Here is a 19,831-nt window from a genome sequence, read left to right on the forward strand (position 1 = left end):
GCAGGGGCCGCCTCTCGGCGACGGGGCCCTTATGGTGGGGCGCTCCGGGGGTGTCAAGCCGGGATCCGTGGCCGGCTCACCGGAGCCGTGTCAGCCCGCCTCCGCCACGTCGCAGAGGCGCAACTCGACCCGGTCGGCACCGCGCCAGCGGTCGCGCGAGAGGGTGCCGGCGGCATGGATGTCCCGGCCGATATGCGAGAGCAGGAGCCGCCCGACCGGCGATTCCGCGGCCCGGAACGCGATGGCGCCGACCGCGACGCCGTCCCGGCCGCGCAGCTGCGCCTTGACGTGGCCGGTGCCGACGACGCGCGCATCGGCGACGCGGTGGCGGGCGAGGGCGAAGACCGGCTCCGGCGCGCCCTGGCCGAAGGGCCCGGCCCGCTCGACGGCGTCCGCGAGATCGGGTTGCACCCCGCCGGCCGAGACGAGGCCGTCGACCAGCAGCGCCTCGCCGAGGCGCGCCTCCGCCACCGAGGCGGCGAGGTCGCCCGACAGCGCCTCGCGGAAGCGGTCGAGGTCGAGGGCGGCGAGCGTCACGCCCGCCGCCATGGCGTGGCCGCCGCCCTTGGCGGCAAGCCCGGCCTCGACGCAGGCCCGGACCGCCCGGCCGAGATCGGCCCCCGGGATCGAGCGGCCCGAGCCGGTGGCGGTGCCGTCCTGGCGCAGCGCGAAGGCGAAGGCCGGGCGGCCGAACCGCTCCTTGAGGCGGGCCGCGATCAGCCCGACGACGCCCGGATGCCAATCCGGGCTGCCGGCGACGAGGACCGGCTGGTCGGGATCGCGTTCCAGGCGCATCCCCATCTCGGCTTCGGCCTCCGCCACGGCGGCGGCCTCGATCGCCTGGCGCTCGCGGTTGAGCGCGTCGAGCTGGGCGGCGATGCCGGCGGCCTCGATCGGATCCTCGCAGAGCAGCAGCCGGGCGCCCAGCGTCGAATCGCCGATGCGGCCGCCGGCATTGATCCGGGGGCCGAGCAGGAAGCCGAGATGCCAGGCCTGCGGCGCTTCCCCGAGACCGGCGGCGTCGAGGAGGGCGGCGAGCCCCCGCCGGCCGCGGCCGCGCATCACCGCCAGCCCCTGGCGCACGAAGGCCCGGTTGAGGCCGTGCAGCGGCACGACGTCGGCGATGGTGGCTAGCGCCACAAGGTCGAGCCCCGCCATCAGGTCGGGAATGGCGAGCCCGTCGCGGCGCAGGCGCCGGTTGAGCGCCACCAGCGTCAGGAAGACCACCCCGGCGGCGCAGAGATGGCCGAGGCCCGAGAGGTCGTCGAGGCGGTTCGGGTTGACGAGGGCGTGCACCGGCGGGAGCACCTCGGGCGCGCCGTGATGGTCGAGCACCACCACGTCCATGCCGAGGCGCCCGGCCTCGGCCAGGGGCTCGTGCCCGGCGGTGCCGCAATCGACGGTGACGAGGAGGGTCGCGCCCTCCTCGGCGAGCATCCGCACCGCCGCGACGTTGGGGCCGTAGCCTTCCGTGATGCGGTCGGGGATGTGAAGCCGGTAGGGCACGCCGAGGTCGCGCAGCGCGCTCGCCAGCAGGGCGGCACTCGCCGCCCCGTCGACGTCGTAATCGCCGAAGATCGCGACCTTCTCGCGCTTCTGGATCGCGACGGCGAGCCGGTCGGCCGCGGCCTCCATGTCGACCAGCACGGCGGGATCGGGCAGGAGGTCGCGCAGGCGCGGCTCGAGGAAGCCCGGCACGGCATGGAGGTCGACCCCGCGGCCGGCCAGCACCCGGGCCAGCACCTCCGGCAGGCCGTGGCCCTGCGCGATGGCGACCGCGAGGCTCTGCGCCGGCGCCGAGGCGCAGCGCTCGTGCCAGGGCCGCCCGAGCGCGGAGCGGTGGACGTCGAGGAGGGGGCGGGGCAGGTCGAGGATCGTGGACACCGGGGGAGTGTAGCGGGATTCGCGGGAGCGCGCTGCCGCAGCCGGGCGACAGTGGGGGGCGTTCACGCTTGAGGGCGCCGCGTGAACTCTTCCCCCTCTTGGGCAGGGCTATCCGGGGAATATTCCTTTCAGAAGCAAGCGCGGGATCCCCTCTCCAGGCGATGCCGGGCTTGCCCGGCATCGCCTGGAGAGGGGAGGCGCGCCACAATTGTCCCCGGACAGCCCTGCGCAGAGGGATAGGGCTTCGCCGAGCGGGTCCCTTCAAACGCGAAAAGCGGGGCACGAGGCCCCGCTTTCCCGGTCCGGAGCAAAGTGCTCCGGCAGACCGTGCCCTGACGGGTCGACCGTCAGAAGTTCTTGACGATCTCGTCGACCACCTTCTTGGCGTCGCCGAACAGCATCATGGTGTTGTCGCGGAAGAACACCTCGTTCTCGACGCCGGCATAACCCGAGCCCATGCCGCGCTTGATGAACAGCACGGTCTTGGCCCGCTCCACGTCGAGGATCGGCATGCCGTAGATCGGCGATTGCGGATCGGTCTTGGCGGCCGGGTTGGTGACGTCGTTGGCGCCGATCACGAAGGCCACGTCGGCCTGCGGGAACTCGCCGTTGATGTCCTCCAGCTCGTGCACCTCGTCGTAGGGCACGTTGGCCTCGGCGAGGAGCACGTTCATGTGGCCCGGCATGCGGCCCGCCACCGGATGGATGGCATACTTCACGTCGACGCCGGCCTTCTTGAGCTGGTCGGCCATCTCGCGGAGCGAGTGCTGGGCCTGTGCCACCGCCATGCCGTAGCCCGGCACGATGATGACCTTCTCGGCGTTCTTCATGATGAAGGCCGCGTCGTCCGCCGAGCCCTGCTTGACCGGACGGGTCTCGACCTGGCCGCCGCCCGAGGACGCCGCGGCGTCGCCGCCGAAGCCGCCCAGGATCACCGAGATGAACGACCGGTTCATCGCGTGGCACATGATGTAGGACAGGATCGCGCCGGACGAGCCCACCAGCGCGCCGGTGATGATCAGCGCGAGGTTGCCCAGCGTGAAGCCGATGCCGGCCGCCGCCCAACCCGAATAGGAGTTGAGCATCGAGACCACGACCGGCATGTCCGCGCCGCCGATCGGGATGATCAGGAGGCCGCCGAGCACGAAGGACAGGATCACGATCAGCCAGAACAGCACCTTGCTGCCACCGCCGATGAAGCCGGCGAGCAACGCCACCAGCACGATGGCGAGCACGATGTTGATGGCGTGGCGCTGCGGCAGCATGATCGGCTTGCCCGACATGCGCCCGTCGAGCTTCAGGAACGCGATCACCGAGCCGGTGAAGGTGATGGCGCCGATGGCGACGCCCAGGCCCATCTCGAACAGCGACTGCTTGTGGATGGCGCCGTTCTCGATGATGCCGAAGGCCTGCGGCGCGTAGAGAGCGCCGGCCGCCACCGCGACGGCCGCGAGGCCGACGAGGGAGTGGAAGGCCGCGACGAGCTGCGGCATCGCGGTCATCGGCACGCGCTTGGCGATCACAGCGCCGGCGCCGCCGCCGATGCCGATGCCGAGCAGCACCAGGAACCACGCCCCGACGCCGGCCGGCGGATGGCCGATCAGCGTCGTCAGGATGGCGATGCCCATGCCGATCATGCCGTACAGGTTGCCCTGCCGGGAGGTGGTCGGGTGGGACAGGCCCCGCAGCGCCAGGATGAACAGGACGCCGGAGACGAGGTAGAGGAGCGAGGAGACGTTCTCCGACATCGCCTCAGGCCTTCTTCTTGTACATGCTGAGCATGCGCTGGGTGACGAGGAAGCCGCCGAAGATGTTCACGCTGGCGAAGACCAGGCCGATGAACCCGAAGAAGCGGGCCCAGCCGGTGCCCTTCTCGATGTACGGAACGCCGACGGCCAGAAGCGCGCCGACCACGATCACCGAGGAGATCGCGTTGGTGACCGACATCAGCGGGGTGTGGAGGGCCGGGGTCACCGACCAGACCACATAGTAGCCGACGAAGATCGCCAGCACGAAGATCGCCAGGCGGAACACGGTCGGGTCGATGGCGCCGTGGGTCGCGGCGGCGACGCCGTGGCCGACGCTGTCGGCGATGATCGCGGCCTGGTCGGCGGCGCGGGCGGCGATGTCGGCCGCGTTGCGGGCGGCGGCGGCGGCGGCGCGTGCCTGCTCGGCCGCCTGGTCGGGGGGAAGGGTAGCCATGAGGTCTCCTCCGATTGCGGGGCGAGCGGCCTTAGGCCGCCTTGGGCTGGAAGTTCGGGTGGACGACGGCGCCGTCGCGGGTCAGGCAAGTCGCCTTGACGAGCTCGTCGTCCCACTTCACCGCCAGCGTCTTCGCGGCCTTGTCGACCAGGGTCTCGACGAAGGCGTAGAGGTTGCGGGCGTAGAGGCTCGACGAGGTGGCGGCCAGCCGCCCCGGCACGTTGGCGTAGCCGACGATCTTCACGCCGTTCTGCGTCTCCACGACCTCGTCGGCCTTGACGCCCTCGACGTTGCCGCCGCGCTCGACCGCGAGGTCGACGAGGACCGAGCCCGGCCGCATCGCCGCCACCATGTCGGCGGTGACGAGCCTGGGCGCCGGCCGGCCGGGGATCAGCGCGGTGGTGACCACGATGTCCTGCTTGGCGATGTGGCTCGCCACCAGCTCGGCCTGCTTCTTCTTGTACTCGGCCGACATCTCCTTGGCGTAGCCGCCGGCGGTCTCGGCCTGCTTGAACTCGTCGTCCTCGACGGCGACGAACTTGGCGCCGAGCGACTCGACCTGCTCCTTGGCGGCGGGCCGCACGTCGGTGGCGGTCACGACCGCGCCCATCCGGCGGGCGGTGGCGATGGCCTGCAGCCCGGCGACGCCGGCGCCCATCACGAAGATGCGGGCCGCCGGCACGGTGCCGGCCGCGGTCATCATCATCGGCAGGGCCCGGCCGTAGACGGCGGCGCCGTCCACCACCGCGCGGTAGCCCGCGAGGTTGGCCTGGCTCGAGAGCACGTCCATCACCTGGGCGCGGGTGATGCGGGGCATCAGCTCCATGGCGATCGCCGAGACGCCGGCATCGGCCATCGCCTTGACCTCGGCCTCGTGGCCGTAGGGATCCATGATGGCGATCACGATCGCGCCGCGCTTGAGCGCGGGAAGCTCGTCGGCGCCGGGGCGGCGCACCCGCAGGACGATGTCGGCGCCCTCGGCGGCGGCCTTGGCGTCGGCGGCGATCGAGGCGCCCGCGGCCTCGTATTCGGCATCCGGCACGCCGGCCTTGAGGCCCGCACCGGACTGCACCGTCACGTCGGCCCCGAGAGCCTTGTACTTCTTCACCGTTTCCGGGACTGCCGCGACCCGCGGCTCCGCCGGATCGGTCTCGGATAGGACCGCGATCCGCATTCAGATTTCCCTTTGGTCGATACACGGCGCGGAGCGCCGATCCCCCTTGCGGGCGGTGTGTACAAGGCCACGCCTGCCCCACAACTGTAAAGCCGTCCCCTCGGCAGAAGGGACGGCTCTGGTTACAAATCTTTAACGATTGAGTCACGCGCAATCTGTCGGGCGCGTGAGAGGGGGAGGGGCGGACGGGCCGCCCGCCGCCTCAGTAGAAGGCGAGCATGAGGGCGAGCAGCACCGCCACCACGGCCGGGGCGCGCCAGCCGATTCCCGGGGAGAGGGCGCCGATGGCACCGCCGATGCCGCCGAGCACGACGCCGATGATGGCGGTGATCCAGGCCTCGCGCACACCGCCGACGGCGAGGGAGAGCACCCAGCAGATCACCACGGTGGTGGCGATCTCGACGAAGCGGACGAAGCCCCGGTAGGTAGCCTCGTGGGTCGGTCCGTCCATCTCCGGGCTGTAGGCGGAGTCGGTGGCGTGATTGATGTCGGCCATGATGCGGTAGACCCCGTCTTGTGCTCGTTGGCCGGGCTTTAGCGCATGCTCAAGGTCCCGGCAATCAGCCGATAGATGATCCGCGCGCGCGGACGCGGCTTGCTCGACCCACCGGCAAGCCGTTGCAGGAGCGAGATTTTCGGGCGTGCGGACCGGCCCGCCGGCGGGCCGGCCGCGGGCGTGGATCGACGGCCGAAGGTGCGGATCCGCACCTTTTTCCAAATCCAGGCTCCGCCCGGCCGCGCCTCCGCCTCAGACGGGATGGGGCAGGCCCGCCTTCTCCAGGGCGGCGTGCTGGCGGGCGGCGAGGTCGTCGAGGGAGAACCGGTCGATCTGGGCCTCGAACAGGCGGTGGTAGTTCAGCTCCGAGCGAAGGTGCAGGAACACCGCGCCCAGGCCCACCGCCGCCCGGTCCATGAAGACGAATTCCCGCGGCACCGTGACGGGACCGCGCTCCTTGAGGGCGCGATGGACCTCGAAGGCCTGGCGGCGGCCGTACTCGCTCGGCTTGACGCCGTCCGCCACCGTGCGGACCCGGTCCTCGAGGAGCGGCCCGTAGATGAAGCGGGCCCAGATGTTGAGGGTCTCGACGAGGTCGCGGGTGAGGTTGCGGAATCCCCAGCTCTCATAGGCGTGGACGACGCGGGCCTCGTCGTCGTGCAGGAGGCCCTTGTAGAGGTCGACCACGCCGCCGACGAAGCGGGGGTGGAAGATGCGCACGCAGCCGTAATCGAGCAGGTTGATGCCCTGCGGTTCGTCGCCCTCGGAGAAGACCGTGTAGTTGCCGAGATGAGGATCGCCGTGGATCACCGCGGCGCGGCTGAAGGGGTGCCACCAGGCCTGGAACATGGCGTGCGCGAGGCGGTTGCGCAGCTCCAGCGGCCCGCCGGTGAAATTCAGGATCTTCTCGCCCTGCAGCCAGCCCTGGGTGAGGAGCCGCTTGGTCGACAGGTCCGGGTAGACGACCGGGACCCGCACGGTCTCGACGCCCTTGAGCACGTCGGCGTAGAGCGCGGCGTGCTTGGCCTCGCGGGTGTAGTCCAGCTCTTCGCGCACCCGGTCGCCGATCTCCTTGGCGATCTCGCGGGTGTCGATCACCGCGCTGATGCGCCGGTGCAGGGCGAAGGCGAGTTCGAGCTGCTTGAGGTCCGCCTCGACGGCGGATTGCATGTCCGGGTATTGCAGCTTGCAGGCCAGCGGCGTGCCGTCGAGCGCTTCGGCCCGGTGGACCTGGCCGAGGGAGGCGGCGGCGGCCGGGCGCAGGTCGAACGCGCCGAAGCGGTCCTTCCATTGCGGCCCGAGTTCGGCGGCCATGCGGCGCTTGACGAAGGCAGCCCCCATCGGCGGCGCCTCGGATTGCAGCTTCTGCAGCTCGGCGGCGTATTCGGGCGGCAACAGGTCCGGCACGGTGGCGAGCAGCTGCGCCACCTTCATGATCGGTCCCTTGAGGCCACCCAGGGCCTGGGCGAGGGCGGCGGCGCTCGACACGTCCTCGCCCTTGCGCCCGAGGAGCCGCGCGCCGGCCATCCGGGCGGCGACGCCGCCGACATTGGCACCGACCTTCGCGTAGCGGGCGGCGCGGGCGGAGAAGCGATTGGCTTCGCTGTCGGACATGCGGGGACGTGGCTCGTGCGAGGACGCGCGCGGACGGGGGCCGCGCGCCGGACTTGGAGCCTAGATAAGCCCGTGCTCCCGCACCGCCAGGGCGACCGGACAGCGCGGGCGCCGTCCGTCGGACAGAGCGCCCGGACAGCGCGAGGCGCGCCGCCCGCGGGACGTCAGGATTGCCGCAAGGCCGCGCGCAGGACCCGCACCATCTCCTCGATGGCGCCGTCGCGATCCTCGGACTTGGCCGCGTAGTCGACCGAGGCGTCGAGATGCGAGCTGATGAGCTGGAGCACAGCCTCGCGCACCGCGGCCGTGATGGCGTTCATCTGCTGGACCTCGTCGAGGCAGTAGCGATCCTCCTGCACCATCGCCTGGAGGCCACGCACCTGGCCCTCGATGCGCTTGAGGCGTTGGAGGATCGGCTTCTTCTCCTCGTCGGTGCGGCGCACCTGGAGCCGGCCGTCGACGTATTGGTAATCCATGGTGTGCCTTCCCCGACCGGGGGTCCGCTCGTCCGGGAGGGCGCGGGCGGCCCGGGCGATGTCGGGTCTGATGAGTGATCGCCGCCCTTTCCCTGAGGAACGGCAACCGTTCTTGCATGACGGCCGGGCAGGTCAAGCTCAATCTTGGCCGCCCGGCCGCGCGCCCCCCCGTTCCTTCGGGCTAGGTCTTGCTGTTGGTGACCGGGCGCTCGACCATCTGCTCGCGCTGGGCGCCCGAATCCGGCCGGGCCGGGCCGAGCACCGGCTCCTCGCCCAAGGGCTCGAACGCCTTGAAGTGGAACTGGCCCTTGCCGTCGATCGACGGGCCTTCGCTGTAGCGGCCGGGCGGTACCGGGGTGCCGTTACGCTCGGTACCCATGAACATATAGCTAAAGTCTTGTGCCTCCTTCGACTGGTCGAAGGAATTGGGGACCGGCAACGAATCCTTCAGCCCGCCCATATCCTCGATAATCGCCAGCCATTGCTGCTGGTGCATGGTATCGCGAGCGATGAGATAGCTGAGCATGTCCTGCATGCCCTTGTCGTGGGTGGAATTGTAGAGCCGGACCGCCAGGGTGCGGCCGGTCGCCTCCGCCGCCACGTTGCAGAACATGTCGCCGACGAGATTGCCGCTGGCATAGACATGCGAACAATCGAAGGGCGTGCCGTCGCAATCGACCGGCAAGGCCGCCATGCCGGTGGAGAGCAGGTGGCGCTGGAGCATCCCCTCAACGACGTGGCGCGGGCGCTCGCCTCCCATCACCGCTCCGACGATCGGGTTGGCCTGGGCGGTGGTCTCCTGGAGCGTCGCCGGCGCATCCTCGAGGTTGAGGGCGACCGCCGTCGACAGCATCTCGATGTGGCTGATCTCCTCGGTGGCGGTGTTGAGCAGGACGTCGCGGTACTTGGTGTCCGGTCCCCGGGCGCCCCAGGCCTGGAAGAAATACTGGAGACAGACGCGGATCTCGCCCTCGATGCCGCCGATCGCCTGCTGCAACTGGCGGGCGAACAGCGGATCCGGCGTGTCGACCTTGACCGGATATTGCAGGCGCTTGTCGTGATAGTACATCGGGCTCTCCGTCCTGACGCTGGGTGATTCTCCGCTCGCGCGGTGATCCCGGACGCCGTGCGCCGCCGATCTCACATCAGGGAAATATACTCTGCGTGAGTATCTGGAATCGACGACCAACGTGCCGCCTCTGGGGCGGTTCGAGCGTGGCGGACGGGTTTTTCCCAGGAGGGCAGAACCGCACAGCTGCCGCATCGCGCCCGATGCCGGACGAGGCGCGGGATGGGGCCGTCGCGTGGGAGTCAGAGCCGCCAGGGAGAAAGGCCAGAAACCGGGAGGTGCGCGGGCTGTCACCCATCCACAGAGCGGACAGCGCGACGCCGATGGCCGAGAGGGCGCCGTCCTCGTTACACGACGACGCCGACGCCGAACATGAAAAAACCGGGCCTCGGCGTGCGCCGATCCCGGTTCATCTCATCTCGAACCCAGTCGAGGATGAGTTCCACCAAAGACGATTTGGTGGAGCTGAGGGGATTCGAACCCCTGACCTCCGCAGTGCGATTGCGGCGCTCTCCCATCTGAGCTACAGCCCCGCCGTGAGCGGGCATATGTCATATCGCCGAAGCGATGTCACCTACCCGGTGGCGCTAAAACCACCAACCTCTTCACCGGACCCAACCCAGCGTTAACCACGCGAGGCAGGCCTGGTGGAGCTGAGGGGATTCGAACCCCTGACCTCCGCAGTGCGATTGCGGCGCTCTCCCATCTGAGCTACAGCCCCGTCCGAGGCGGGTGCCTTGTAGGCCGGCCCTTCTCAGCCTGTCAATTCCCCTGGAGGCCCCGCCGCGTCGCGACTGCGCGCGGGCGCCCCGGGCTCGCACGGACCACGCATGCGCTCGATCCTCTGGCTCATCGACAACATCATCACGCTCTACGTGTACCTCCTGATCGCCAGCGCCGTGCTGAGCTGGCTGGTGACCTTCAACGTGGTCAACGTGCGCAACCCGATCGTGTCGCAGATCGGGGAGTTCCTGTTCCGGGTGACCGAGCCGGCCCTGCGGCCGATCCGGCGCATCCTGCCCAACCTCGGCGGCATCGACATCTCGCCGATCATCCTGGTGCTGGGCCTGTTCTTCCTGCGCAACCTGATGTTCGAGCTCTTCGCCGGCATGGCGTAGGGCGGACGGGGCGGACCCGCGATGAGCGCCCGGCCCTGGCGGACGACCCCGGAGGGGATCGAGGTCCGGGTCCGGGCCACCCCGCGGGGCGGGCGCGACGCCCTCGACGGCGTCGAGACCCGGGACGACGGCCTGCCCGTGCTGAAGGTGCGGGTGCGGGCGGCTCCGGAGGACGGGGCCGCCAATGCCGCCATCCGGGACGTCCTGCGGCGCGCCCTCGGCCTCCCGGCCTCCGCGGTGACGCTCTCGTCCGGCGCCACCGCGCGGATCAAGCTCTTTCGCATCGCCGGCGACGGGGCGGCCCTGTCCCGGCTTTTCGAGGCCTTAGCCGGACAGCGGGCGCGATGAGGCCCGAAGCCGCTCGGTCACCGGTCTCCGGTAGGGCTTGACCGTGGGGCGGCGCTGCCCCTCAAATCGCCGCCGGCATCCTCGGCCGGACCCGTCCCGGCCGTATCGGACACTTCCCGGAGCCTGCCGGGCGCCTCGGCGCGCCCGGCAGGCTCTTGCATGACAGGCTCTCGCACGAGAGGGGCGACGATGAAGACCAACCCGGGCCGCTTCTTCGAGGATTTCCGCCTCGGGGAGACCATCCGCCACGCCACGCCGCGCACCGTGACCACCGGCGACGTCTCGCTCTACACCGCGCTCTACGGCCCGCGCTTCGCGGTGCAATCCTCCGACGCCTTCGCGGCGGCCTTCGGCTACGCTCGGGCTCCCCTCGACGACCTGCTGGTCTTCCACGTCGTGTTCGGCAAGACGGTGCCGGACATCTCCCTCAACGCGGTCGCCAATCTCGGCTATGCGGAGGGGCGCTTCCTGCGGCCGGTCTATCCGGGCGAGACCCTGAACACCGTCTCGGAGGTCATCGGCCTCAAGGAGAGCTCCAACCGCCAGACCGGCGTGGTCTATGTCCGCTCTACCGGCACCAACGCCGCCGGCGAGGCGGTGCTGAGCTATTGCCGCTGGGTGCTGGTGCGCAAGCGCGACCCCGAGGCCACCATCGCCGCCGAGGCGGTGCCGAGCCTCGCCAAGGCGGTGGCGCCCGAGGAGCTGGCCGCCGCCCTGCCGCCCCTGAACGCCGGCGCCTACGATCTCGGTCTTGCCGGCAGCCCGCACCGCGTCGGCGACTACGCGGTCGGCGAGCGCATCGATCACGTCGACGGGATGACCGTCGAGGAGGCCGAGCACCAGATCGCCACCCGGCTTTTTCAGAACACCGCCAAGGTCCATTTCGACGGCTTTGCCGCCAAGGACACCCGCTTCGGCAAGCGGCTGATCTATGGCGGCCACGTCATCTCGCTCGCCCGGGCCTTGAGCTTCAACGGGCTCGGCAACGCGTTCTCGATCGCCGGCATCAATGCCGGGCGCCACGTCGCGCCGCTGTTTGCCGGCGATACGGTCTATGCCTGGAGCGAGGTTCTGGCGGTCGCCGAGCTTCCCGGGCGCAACGATGTCGGGGCGTTGCGCCTGCGCACCATCGCGACCAAGAACCAGCCCTGCGCCGCCCATCCGGACAAGGTCGGGGACGCCACCGACCCGGCGGTCATCCTCGACCTCGATTACTGGGCATTGATGCCGCGCTGAGCGCATCGCGGGGGCCTCGTCCGGCGACGTCGAAGGCCTTGCCGGGGGACCGGGATTGGCTTTGCCCATACGCCAGGACGCCGCTTGGCCCCTGCGACCACTCGCACGGGCGGAACGTTCGGACAAGCCGGTAAGTATCTCTCAAATCTAACGTAACGTCTTCTTCATCGTTGAGCCGTAAGGTTTGCCCAGGGACGACCGGACGACGGCAGATGCTGAAGCGCTTCTCACGGAAAAACGAGTTTTTGGAGCTGCTCGCGACGCGGGCCGGCGTGGGTCTGTGGGAGGTCGTGCCGCATCAGGGCGATCTCACCCATCCGAAGACCACGGTGACCTGGACGCCGGAAATGCGGCGCATCCTCGGCTACAAGACGATCGAGGAGTTTCCGAACACGCTGGAGGCGTGGTCGAGCCGGATCTATCCCGCCGATCTTGATCACATCATGTCCGCGTTCGCCGCCGCGATCAAAGACGCGAAGAACCAGGGCGCCTACGACGTCAAGTACCGGATCGTGATGCCGGACGGCAAGCCGCGCTGGTTCCGCGCCACCGGTGGCGCCAATTACGATGCGAAGGGCATCCCGACGCGGATCTGCGGCTCGCTCGTCGACATCGACGAGGAGATGAACATCAAGCTCCGCGACGAGGAACGGGCGAAGCGGCTGGAGGAGCTGTTGACCGGCTTCACCCGGGACTCCGCGGCCCTGTTCGCCACCCTCTCGAATGCCGCCACGGAGATGAACGCCGCCGCCGCCTCGATGGCCGGGACGGCGAGCCAGACCAGCGCCCGCTCGACGGAAGTCGCGGGATCCGCCCAGCAGACGTCGAGCAATATCGGCACCGTCGCGGCGGCTTCCGAGCAGCTCGGCAGCTCGGTCAACGAGATCGGACGCCAGGTCCAGGGCTCGGCGAGCCTCGCCGAGGCGGCGGTGGTCGAGGCGGATTCGACCGCGCGCCTGGTGCAGGAACTGAGCGGCGCGGTGAGCAAGATCGGCGACGTCGTCAGCTTGATCTCCTCGATCGCCGGGCAGACCAACCTGCTCGCGCTCAACGCCACCATCGAGGCGGCCCGGGCCGGCGAGGCGGGCCGCGGCTTCGCGGTCGTCGCGGCGGAAGTGAAGGAACTCGCCAACCAGACCGCCAAGGCGACCGACGAGATCTCGGCGCAGATCACGCGCATCCAGGATTCGACCGCGCAGGCGGTCTCGGCGATCAGCGGCTTCGGCACGCGGATCCGCGAGATCAGCAGCGTGACGACGACCATCGCCGCCGCGGTCGAGGAGCAGAACGCCGCGACCCAGGAGATCGTCCGCAACGTCGCCCAGGCGGCCACGGGTGCGGGCGACGTGATGACGGGGACCGCCGGCGTCTCGGCCTCCGCCGCCGAGACCGGCGAGACCGCGGCACGGGTGATGACCGCCTCGTCGCAGGTCTCGGAGCGCTCGCGCGAGCTGAACGTCCAAACCGACGCGTTCCTGCACGCGATGCGGGCGGCCTGACGGGGCCGTCCTCCAGAACGCATCGTCGACCTCCGATGCCTGGATCAGGCGTCGGAGTGTCAGGCATCGGTCCTGGCGGCGGTGAAGCGGCGGAACGCCTCCAGGGTCTCCCGGCTGACATGGTGCTCGATGCCTTCCGCGTCGCAGCGCGCCACGTCGGGGCTGACGCCCAGCGCCAGCAGGAACGACTCGACGATGCGGTGGCGCTCCCGCGCCTCCGCGGCCAGCGTCCGGCCGGCCTCGGTGAGGAAGACCCCGCGATAGGGCCGCTGCTGCACCAGGCCGTCCTCGGCCAGGCGCTTGAGCATCTTGGCCACCGTCGGCTGGGCGACGCCCAGCCGGGCCGCGATGTCGACCTGGCGCGCCTCACCGCCGTCGCCGATCAGGTCGGCGATCAGCTCGACGTAATCCTCGACCAGCTCGAGCCGGCGCGCCTCGCGCACCTGCCGGAAGCCGGCGGAATGCGCCTCGGCATCGACCAGGGCGGCGGGCTCGTGCGGGCGGTCGGTGTCCTGCATGGGGTGGGGTCGTCCGCCTCGTTCGTCGGTTCGGGGTGACGCAGTCTTACCCGAGGACGGGCCGGGTGTGCAGGGCCCTGCCGTTCGCGATCCCCGGCGGCCTCATCCCTCGGGCAGACGCAGGTCGGCGACGAAATCCTGCGCGAACGGGGGGAGTGCGGCGAGGTCCCGCACGCAGATCGTCAGGTCGCGCACCGCCCAGGGGTCGTCGAGCGCCACCGGCGCGATCGCCATGGTGCGGGCGGCCCGGCGCGCGGTCGTCTCGGGCACGATGCCGAGGCCGACCCCGCACTCGACCAGGCGGCAGACCGCATCGAAGCCGCGCAGCTGCACCCGCAGCCGCAGGGGCTGGCCGCTGCGGCCGGCCTTGGCGGCGAGGAAGCGGGTGAGCGCGCTCGCCCGGTCGAGCCCGACGAGATCGTGGCCGAGCACCTCGGCGAATGGCACGGAGGGCCGCGCGGCCAGCGGATGGCCCTGGGCCACCACCAGCACGAAGCGGTCGCGGCGGAACGGGTAGGTCTCGAGGCTGCCGGTCTCGACCGTGCCGGCGACGAGGCCGAGATCCGCCGCGCCCTCGGCCACGAGGCCGACGATCTCGTCGGAGAGCCGCTCCTCGATGTCGACGCTCACCCCCGGATGCCGGGCGAGGTAGGCCGACAGCACCTCGGGCAGGAACTCGGTCAGCGCGTTGGTGTTCGACAGGACCCGGATCTGGCCCGCCGCCCCGCCCGCGAAGGCGGCGAGGTCGCCCTGCAGCCGCTCGACGTTGCCGAGGATCTGGCGGGCATGGGCCAGCAGCGTGCGCCCGGCCGGGGTCGGGGTGACGCCGAGACGGGCCCGGACGAGCAGGGAGGCGCCGAGCGAGGCCTCCATGCTGCGGATGCGGTGGCTCGCCGCGGCGAGCGCGAGGTTCGCCCGGTTCGCCCCGTGGGTGATCGACCCCGCCTCGACGACGTGGCGAAACAGGCTGAGATCGACGAGATCGAAATGCATGGCCGCACCTCCCCGGGGTATCCGACGTCCGCCGGTCCCGACCGATCGTTTCGCCGGCCACGAAGGTAGAGCGCCCGGGCCCACGATGACCAGAGGCCCTTCCAGCCTTCGCGGCTCGCGAAGGCTGGGTCAACGAGAACCGCATTGCGAACTGGACGCATTCCAGAGAGACAGGTTGCGGCTTGTGTCACGCGTGTGGACCGACGGCCACGTTGCGCTCGCGCGGCGGAGCCGATAGGTGACCCAGTTTAGAGCCGGTACAGACCAGGAATCTTTCGAGGATCACGATGGCGGACACCGCAAGGCCCATGAACCCCTCCGGCAACCCCGCCGGCAGACCGGTCGTGCGACCGCTCTCGCCCCATCTCCAGATCTATCGCTGGACCTGGACCATGGCGATGTCGGTGGCCCACCGCATCACCGGCGTCGCGCTCTACGGCGGCACGGCGTTGCTGGCCCTCTGGCTGGTCGCGCTGGCCGCGGGTCCCGGCGCCTACGGCCCGGTGGCGTGGTTCTTCGGCTCGATCCTCGGGCGGCTGATCCTGTTCGTCTACACCTGGATCCTGATGCACCACATGCTCGGCGGCATCCGCCACCTGGTCTGGGATTTCGGCCACGGCATGGAGCCCGGCACCCGCATCGCGATGGCCCGCTTCACCCTGATCGGCTCGACCGCGCTGACGCTGGCGATCTGGTTCGTCGCCCTCCTGGCCCGCTGAGAAGGACGCCCCCGAGATGGCCGACACCCGTCCCTCGATCCGTACCGCCCGCGCCCGCATCAGCGGCTTGGGGCCTGCGCATCACGGCACCCGCGAGTGGTGGATGCACCGCGTCACCGCGGTCTCCAACGTGCCCCTCGTCCTCGCCTTCGTGGTGATCGTCGCCCTGATGGCCGGCCGGCCCTACCCGGAGGCGGTCGCCCTGGTGTCGCACCCGCTGGTGGCGATCCTGCTCATCCTTGGCGTGCTCTCGGTCACGAACCACATGCGGATGGGCCTGCAGATCGTCATCGAGGACTACGTCCACGACAAGGGCCTGCGCATCGCCGCGGTCATCGCCAACAACTTCTACTGCGTCGTCGTCGCGGTCGCCTGCCTCTACGCCATCGTGCGCGTGAGCCTGCGGGCCTTCGCGTAACGCCAGAACGGGAACCTCGCCCATGGCCTCCACCGCTTCCGCCGCGCCGGCCCAGAACGGCAAGGCGTACACCATCATCGACCACAGCTTCGACGTCGTGATCGTCGGCGCCGGCGGCGCGGGCCTGCGCGCCACCGTCGGCTGCTCGCAGGCGGGCCTGCGCACCGCCTGCATCACCAAGGTCTTCCCGACCCGCTCACACACCGTGGCGGCCCAGGGCGGCATCTCGGCCTCGCTCGGCAACATGGGCCCGGACGACTGGCGCTGGCACATGTACGACACCGTGAAGGGGTCGGACTGGCTCGGCGACCAGGACGCCATTGAGTACCTGGTGCGCAACGCCCCGGCCGCGGTCTACGAGCTCGAGCACTGGGGCGTGCCGTTCTCGCGCACCGCCGAAGGCAAGATCTACCAGCGCCCGTTCGGCGGCATGACCACCGATTACGGCAAGGGCACCGCCCAGCGCACCTGCGCGGCGGCCGACCGTACCGGCCACGCCATGCTGCACACCCTCTACGGCCAGGCCGTGAAGGCGCAGACCAACTTCTTCATCGAGTATTTCGCCCTCGACCTGATCATGGACGAGGAGGGCCGCTGCCGCGGCGTCATCGCCATCGACCAGGCGACCGGCGAGATCCACCGCTTCCGCGCCGCCACGACGATCCTGGCAACCGGCGGCTACGGCCGGGCCTATTTCTCGGCGACCTCGGCCCATACCTGCACCGGCGACGGCAACGCCATGGTGCTGCGGGCGGGCCTGGCGCTCGAGGACATGGAGTTCGTCCAGTTCCACCCGACCGGCATCTACGGCGCCGGCTGCCTCATCACGGAAGGCTCGCGCGGCGAGGGCGGCTATCTCACCAATTCCGAGGGTGAGCGCTTCATGGAGCGCTACGCCCCCTCGGCCAAGGACCTCGCGTCCCGCGACGTGGTCTCCCGCTCCATGACCATGGAGATCCGCGCCGGCCGCGGCGTGGGCAAGAACAAGGACCACATCTTCCTGCACCTCGACCACCTCGACCCGAAGATCCTGCACGAGCGCCTGCCCGGCATCTCGGAGAGCGCGAAGATCTTCGCGGGCGTCGACGTGACCAAGGAGCCGATCCCGGTCATCCCGACCGTCCACTACAACATGGGCGGCATCCCGACGAACTTCCACGGCGAGGTGCTGACCCTGAAGGACGGCAACCCCGACCACGTCGTGCCGGGCCTGATGGCGATCGGCGAGGCGGCCTGCGTGTCGGTCCACGGCGCCAACCGGCTGGGCTCGAACTCGCTCATCGACCTCGTGGTGTTCGGCCGCGCCGCGGGCCTGCGCTGCGCCGACACGGTGGAGAAGGGCGGCCGTCTGCCGGAACTGCCCAAGGACTCCGCCGACAAGGCGCTCTCGCGCCTCGACCGCTTCCGCTACGCCAATGGCGGCACGCCGACGGCGGAGCTGCGCCTCGAGATGCAGAAGACGATGCAGAACAACTGCGCCGTGTTCCGCACCGGCGAGGTGCTGGAAGAGGGCAGGGGCCTGATCAACAAGGTCTGGGCCGGCACCGACGACGTGAAGACCACCGACCGCTCGCTGGTCTGGAACACCGACCTCTTGGAGACCCTGGAATACGACAACCTGATCGGCCAGGCCGTCGTCACCATGGAATCCGCCGCCAACCGGACCGAGTCGCGCGGGGCCCACGCCCGCGAGGACTTCCCGGACCGCGACGACAAGCAGTGGATGAAGCACACGCTCGCCTGGCTCGATCCCGACGCCCGCAAGGTCGCGATCGATTACCGGCCGGTCCATACCTACACGATGTCGAACGACATCGCGTATATCGAGCCGAAGGCCCGCGTGTACTAAAGGCCGACGCGACGGCCGGCTTGGAGGGATCGATGACCGAGTTCCCCCGGATCACCCGCGACCCGGCCGTCATGGCCGGGAAAGCCTGCATCCGCGGCAAGCGGGTGACGGTCGCAATGATCCTGGGGAATCTCGGCGAGGGCGTCGGCATCGACGAGTTGCTGGCGGCCTATCCCTATCTCGAGCGCGAGGATGTCCTCGAGGCTCTTCGCTACGCAGCCTGGATGGCGCAGGAGCGTGAGATCGCTCTCGAGCCGGCGGCGTGAGGATCGTGATCGACATGAACCTCGCGCCCGCCTGGATCCCCTATCTCGCGAGCCTCGGGCACGACGCGGTCCACTGGTCGGAGGTCGGTGCGGAGGATGCGCCCGATACCGACATCATCGATTGGGCGCGGAGTCACCACCGCGCCGTCATGACGGCCGATCTCGATTTCGGGATCGCCCTGGCACGGTCGGACGCGACCGCACCGAGCGTCATCCAGCTCCGCACGGGAACCACGCTGCCCGGGCGCGTCGGCCCCCTCGTCGCCCGCGCGATCGACGGGGCGCGGGCGGACCTGCTCACCGGAGCCCTCCTCACCATCGAGACCGGACGGGTGCGATTGCGTCCCCTCGGGCTCGACCGCACCGATCAGGCATAGACAGATGGCCCAGTTCAACCTCCCCAAAGGCTCCCAGTACACCGAGGGCAAGACCTGGCCGAAGCCGGCCGGGGCCAAGAACGTTCAGGAGTTCCGGATCTACCGCTGGAACGAGGACGACGGCGCCAATCCGCGGATCGACACCTACTACGTCGATCGCGACGATTGCGGCCCGATGGTCCTCGACGCGCTCTTGTGGATCAAGAACAAGATCGACCCGACCCTGACCTTCCGGCGCTCGTGCCGCGAGGGCATCTGCGGCTCCTGCGCCATGAACATCATGGGGCAGAACACGCTGGCCTGCACGCTCGGCATCGACGACTGCAAGTCTGCCCAAGTCAAGATCTATCCGCTGCCGCACATGCCGGTGCTGAAGGACCTGGTTCCCGACCTGACCTCGTTCTTCGCCCAGCACGCGGCGATCGAGCCGTGGCTGCAGACCGAGACGCCCTCGCCCGAGAAGGAGTGGCGCCAGACCCCCGAGGACCGCGCGCGGCTCGACGGGCTCTACGAGTGCATCCTGTGCGCCTGCTGCACCACCTCGTGCCCGAGCTACTGGTGGAACGGCGACCGCTTCCTCGGTCCGGCGGCCCTGCTCCAGGCCTATCGCTGGCTGATCGACAGCCGCGACGAGAATACCGGCGAGCGCCTCGACGGGCTGCACGACCCGTTCCGGCTCTACCGCTGCCACACCATCATGAACTGCGCCAACACCTGCCCGAAGGGCCTGAACCCGGCGAAGGCCATCGCCGAGATCAAGAAGATGATGGTGGCCCGCGAGGTCTGATCCTCCCGCGCGACACGCCCGGGTGTGGCCGACTGGGTCCTGTCGGCCACACCCCCTGGAAAAGGCGCCTTCGGGCGCCTTTGTCGTTGGGGAAAGACCTGTGCCCGCCTTCGCGGGATCGTATTTGCCGGGGACCAACGACCTCGAAATCAGGCCCCTGCAGGACCCCTCGATGCCGCGTCAGATCCTCTGCACCGTCGCCGCCCTGGCGCTCGCCGCCAGCGCCGGCGCCTGCTCCTCGTCGCGCTTCGACACCGCGGCCTTGAGCGCCCCGGCCCGGCCGGCCCCGCGGGTCGCCCGGCCGCTGCCGCCCGAGGAGCCGGATCTCGGCCCCGGCCTGTCCTCCGGCCCGGTCACCTCGGCGCCGCTCGCCCCGCCGCCGGGCGCCGCCGGCGCTCCCGTCGTCGCCAACCCCTCCGGCCCGATCATGGCCGAGCCGAGCCCCCCGCCGCCGGTGCAGCAGCAGGCCGCCATCGCGCCGCCGCCGCCCCCGGTGGTCTCGACCGGCGGCCGCTCGGCGGTGGTCGGCGGCTGGACCGCCAAGGACGCCACCGGCGCGAGCTGCAAGGTGAACCTCGCCAGCACCCCGGCGCTCGACCTCTACAAGGCCTCGTCCTCGGGCTGCGCCAACAAGGACCTCGCCAAGGTCACCGCCTGGGACTACCGCGACGGCGAGGTCTACCTGTATCAGCCCGGCGGCACCGTCGCGGCGCGCCTGCGCCCGGCGGGCGGGGCGATGGACGGCGCCCTGTCGAAGTCCGGCGCGCCGCTGGCGATGGTGCGGTAGG

General features: G+C 70.2%; 21 protein-coding genes and 2 tRNA genes. 11 read left to right on the forward strand and 12 right to left on the reverse strand.

The window, feature by feature from the left end; genetic code table 11:
- Positions 1 to 90 precede the first annotated feature (90 nt).
- The 10 genes from recJ to miv_RS22880 form a co-directional block, all read right to left on the reverse strand.
- Complete coding sequence (gene recJ / locus miv_RS22835; RefSeq protein ID WP_207179046.1) at positions 91 to 1,884, reverse strand: single-stranded-DNA-specific exonuclease RecJ; 1,794 nt, start codon at positions 1,882 to 1,884, stop codon at positions 91 to 93.
- A gap of 347 nt (positions 1,885 to 2,231) precedes the next feature.
- Positions 2,232 to 3,632, reverse strand: coding sequence for an NAD(P)(+) transhydrogenase (Re/Si-specific) subunit beta (locus miv_RS22840; protein ID WP_207179048.1), 1,401 nt, complete (start codon positions 3,630 to 3,632; stop codon positions 2,232 to 2,234).
- 4 nt (positions 3,633 to 3,636) lie between these two features.
- Positions 3,637 to 4,086 carry a proton-translocating transhydrogenase family protein gene (locus miv_RS22845; RefSeq protein WP_048426547.1) on the reverse strand — a complete coding sequence of 150 codons (450 nt, stop codon included), beginning with the start codon at positions 4,084 to 4,086 and terminating at the stop codon, positions 3,637 to 3,639.
- A gap of 31 nt (positions 4,087 to 4,117) precedes the next feature.
- Positions 4,118 to 5,260, reverse strand: coding sequence for a Re/Si-specific NAD(P)(+) transhydrogenase subunit alpha (locus miv_RS22850; protein WP_207179055.1), 1,143 nt, complete (start codon positions 5,258 to 5,260; stop codon positions 4,118 to 4,120).
- A gap of 202 nt (positions 5,261 to 5,462) precedes the next feature.
- Positions 5,463 to 5,756, reverse strand: coding sequence for an aa3-type cytochrome c oxidase subunit IV (locus tag miv_RS22855; RefSeq protein WP_048426549.1), 294 nt, complete (start codon positions 5,754 to 5,756; stop codon positions 5,463 to 5,465).
- A gap of 252 nt (positions 5,757 to 6,008) precedes the next feature.
- Positions 6,009 to 7,370, reverse strand: coding sequence for an ABC1 kinase family protein (locus miv_RS22860; RefSeq protein WP_048426550.1), 1,362 nt, complete (start codon positions 7,368 to 7,370; stop codon positions 6,009 to 6,011).
- A gap of 164 nt (positions 7,371 to 7,534) precedes the next feature.
- Positions 7,535 to 7,846, reverse strand: coding sequence for a metal-sensitive transcriptional regulator (locus miv_RS22865; protein WP_048426551.1), 312 nt, complete (start codon positions 7,844 to 7,846; stop codon positions 7,535 to 7,537).
- 181 nt (positions 7,847 to 8,027) lie between these two features.
- Positions 8,028 to 8,915 carry a manganese catalase family protein gene (locus miv_RS22870; protein ID WP_207179062.1) on the reverse strand — a complete coding sequence of 296 codons (888 nt, stop codon included), beginning with the start codon at positions 8,913 to 8,915 and terminating at the stop codon, positions 8,028 to 8,030.
- Positions 8,916 to 9,372: 457 nt separating this feature from the next.
- Positions 9,373 to 9,448, reverse strand: a tRNA-Ala gene (locus tag miv_RS22875).
- Positions 9,449 to 9,560: 112 nt separating this feature from the next.
- Positions 9,561 to 9,636 (reverse strand) — tRNA-Ala (locus miv_RS22880).
- A gap of 109 nt (positions 9,637 to 9,745) precedes the next feature.
- Between miv_RS22880 and miv_RS22885 the strand changes: the two genes are divergently transcribed.
- From miv_RS22885 to miv_RS22900, 4 genes are all read left to right on the forward strand, one after another.
- The gene (locus tag miv_RS22885) at positions 9,746 to 10,033 is read left to right on the forward strand and encodes a YggT family protein (RefSeq protein ID WP_048426552.1); all 288 of its coding nucleotides are present in this window, start codon (positions 9,746 to 9,748) and stop codon (positions 10,031 to 10,033) included.
- A 21-nt stretch (positions 10,034 to 10,054) separates the two neighbouring features.
- Complete coding sequence (locus miv_RS22890) at positions 10,055 to 10,381, forward strand: DUF167 family protein (protein ID WP_058616995.1); 327 nt, start codon at positions 10,055 to 10,057, stop codon at positions 10,379 to 10,381.
- A gap of 189 nt (positions 10,382 to 10,570) precedes the next feature.
- A complete protein-coding gene (locus tag miv_RS22895) occupies positions 10,571 to 11,617 on the forward strand; it encodes a MaoC family dehydratase (RefSeq protein ID WP_048426554.1) in 1,047 nt (348 codons plus the stop codon).
- Between the two features lie 212 nt (positions 11,618 to 11,829).
- Entirely contained in the window at positions 11,830 to 13,116 is a 1,287-nt protein-coding gene (locus miv_RS22900; RefSeq protein ID WP_244748663.1) for a methyl-accepting chemotaxis protein, read from the forward strand.
- Positions 13,117 to 13,175: 59 nt separating this feature from the next.
- On the opposite strand, the gene mntR is transcribed toward miv_RS22900, so the two are convergent.
- Together mntR and miv_RS22910 are read right to left on the reverse strand one after the other, a co-directional pair.
- On the reverse strand, positions 13,176 to 13,634 hold the full coding sequence (gene mntR / locus miv_RS22905; RefSeq protein ID WP_048426556.1) for a manganese-binding transcriptional regulator MntR: 459 nt from the start codon (positions 13,632 to 13,634) through the stop codon (positions 13,176 to 13,178).
- 102 nt (positions 13,635 to 13,736) lie between these two features.
- On the reverse strand, positions 13,737 to 14,627 hold the full coding sequence (locus miv_RS22910; protein WP_058616993.1) for a LysR family transcriptional regulator: 891 nt from the start codon (positions 14,625 to 14,627) through the stop codon (positions 13,737 to 13,739).
- Between the two features lie 308 nt (positions 14,628 to 14,935).
- Here miv_RS22910 and sdhC point away from each other — a divergent pair, with 308 nt between their 5' ends.
- From sdhC to miv_RS22945, 7 genes are all read left to right on the forward strand, one after another.
- Positions 14,936 to 15,346, forward strand: coding sequence for a succinate dehydrogenase, cytochrome b556 subunit (gene sdhC / locus miv_RS22915; RefSeq protein ID WP_058616992.1), 411 nt, complete (start codon positions 14,936 to 14,938; stop codon positions 15,344 to 15,346).
- Positions 15,347 to 15,362: 16 nt separating this feature from the next.
- Complete coding sequence (sdhD, locus tag miv_RS22920) at positions 15,363 to 15,764, forward strand: succinate dehydrogenase, hydrophobic membrane anchor protein (protein WP_058616991.1); 402 nt, start codon at positions 15,363 to 15,365, stop codon at positions 15,762 to 15,764.
- A gap of 22 nt (positions 15,765 to 15,786) precedes the next feature.
- Positions 15,787 to 17,613, forward strand: a complete 1,827-nt coding sequence (gene sdhA / locus miv_RS22925) for a succinate dehydrogenase flavoprotein subunit (protein ID WP_207179068.1) — start codon at positions 15,787 to 15,789, stop codon at positions 17,611 to 17,613.
- Between the two features lie 32 nt (positions 17,614 to 17,645).
- Positions 17,646 to 17,879 carry a DUF433 domain-containing protein gene (locus miv_RS22930; protein WP_048432913.1) on the forward strand — a complete coding sequence of 78 codons (234 nt, stop codon included), beginning with the start codon at positions 17,646 to 17,648 and terminating at the stop codon, positions 17,877 to 17,879.
- Between the two features lie 14 nt (positions 17,880 to 17,893).
- A complete protein-coding gene (locus tag miv_RS22935; protein WP_053220813.1) occupies positions 17,894 to 18,256 on the forward strand; it encodes a DUF5615 family PIN-like protein in 363 nt (120 codons plus the stop codon).
- A gap of 4 nt (positions 18,257 to 18,260) precedes the next feature.
- Positions 18,261 to 19,043, forward strand: a complete 783-nt coding sequence (locus tag miv_RS22940) for a succinate dehydrogenase iron-sulfur subunit (RefSeq protein ID WP_207179072.1) — start codon at positions 18,261 to 18,263, stop codon at positions 19,041 to 19,043.
- 172 nt (positions 19,044 to 19,215) lie between these two features.
- Positions 19,216 to 19,830: an AprI/Inh family metalloprotease inhibitor gene (locus miv_RS22945; RefSeq protein WP_207179074.1), complete on the forward strand. Its 615-nt coding sequence runs from the start codon at positions 19,216 to 19,218 to the stop codon at positions 19,828 to 19,830.
- Position 19,831 lies beyond the last annotated feature (1 nt).

The sequence above is a fragment of the Methylobacterium indicum genome (assembly GCF_017347565.1).
Lineage (GTDB): Bacteria > Pseudomonadota > Alphaproteobacteria > Rhizobiales > Beijerinckiaceae > Methylobacterium > Methylobacterium indicum.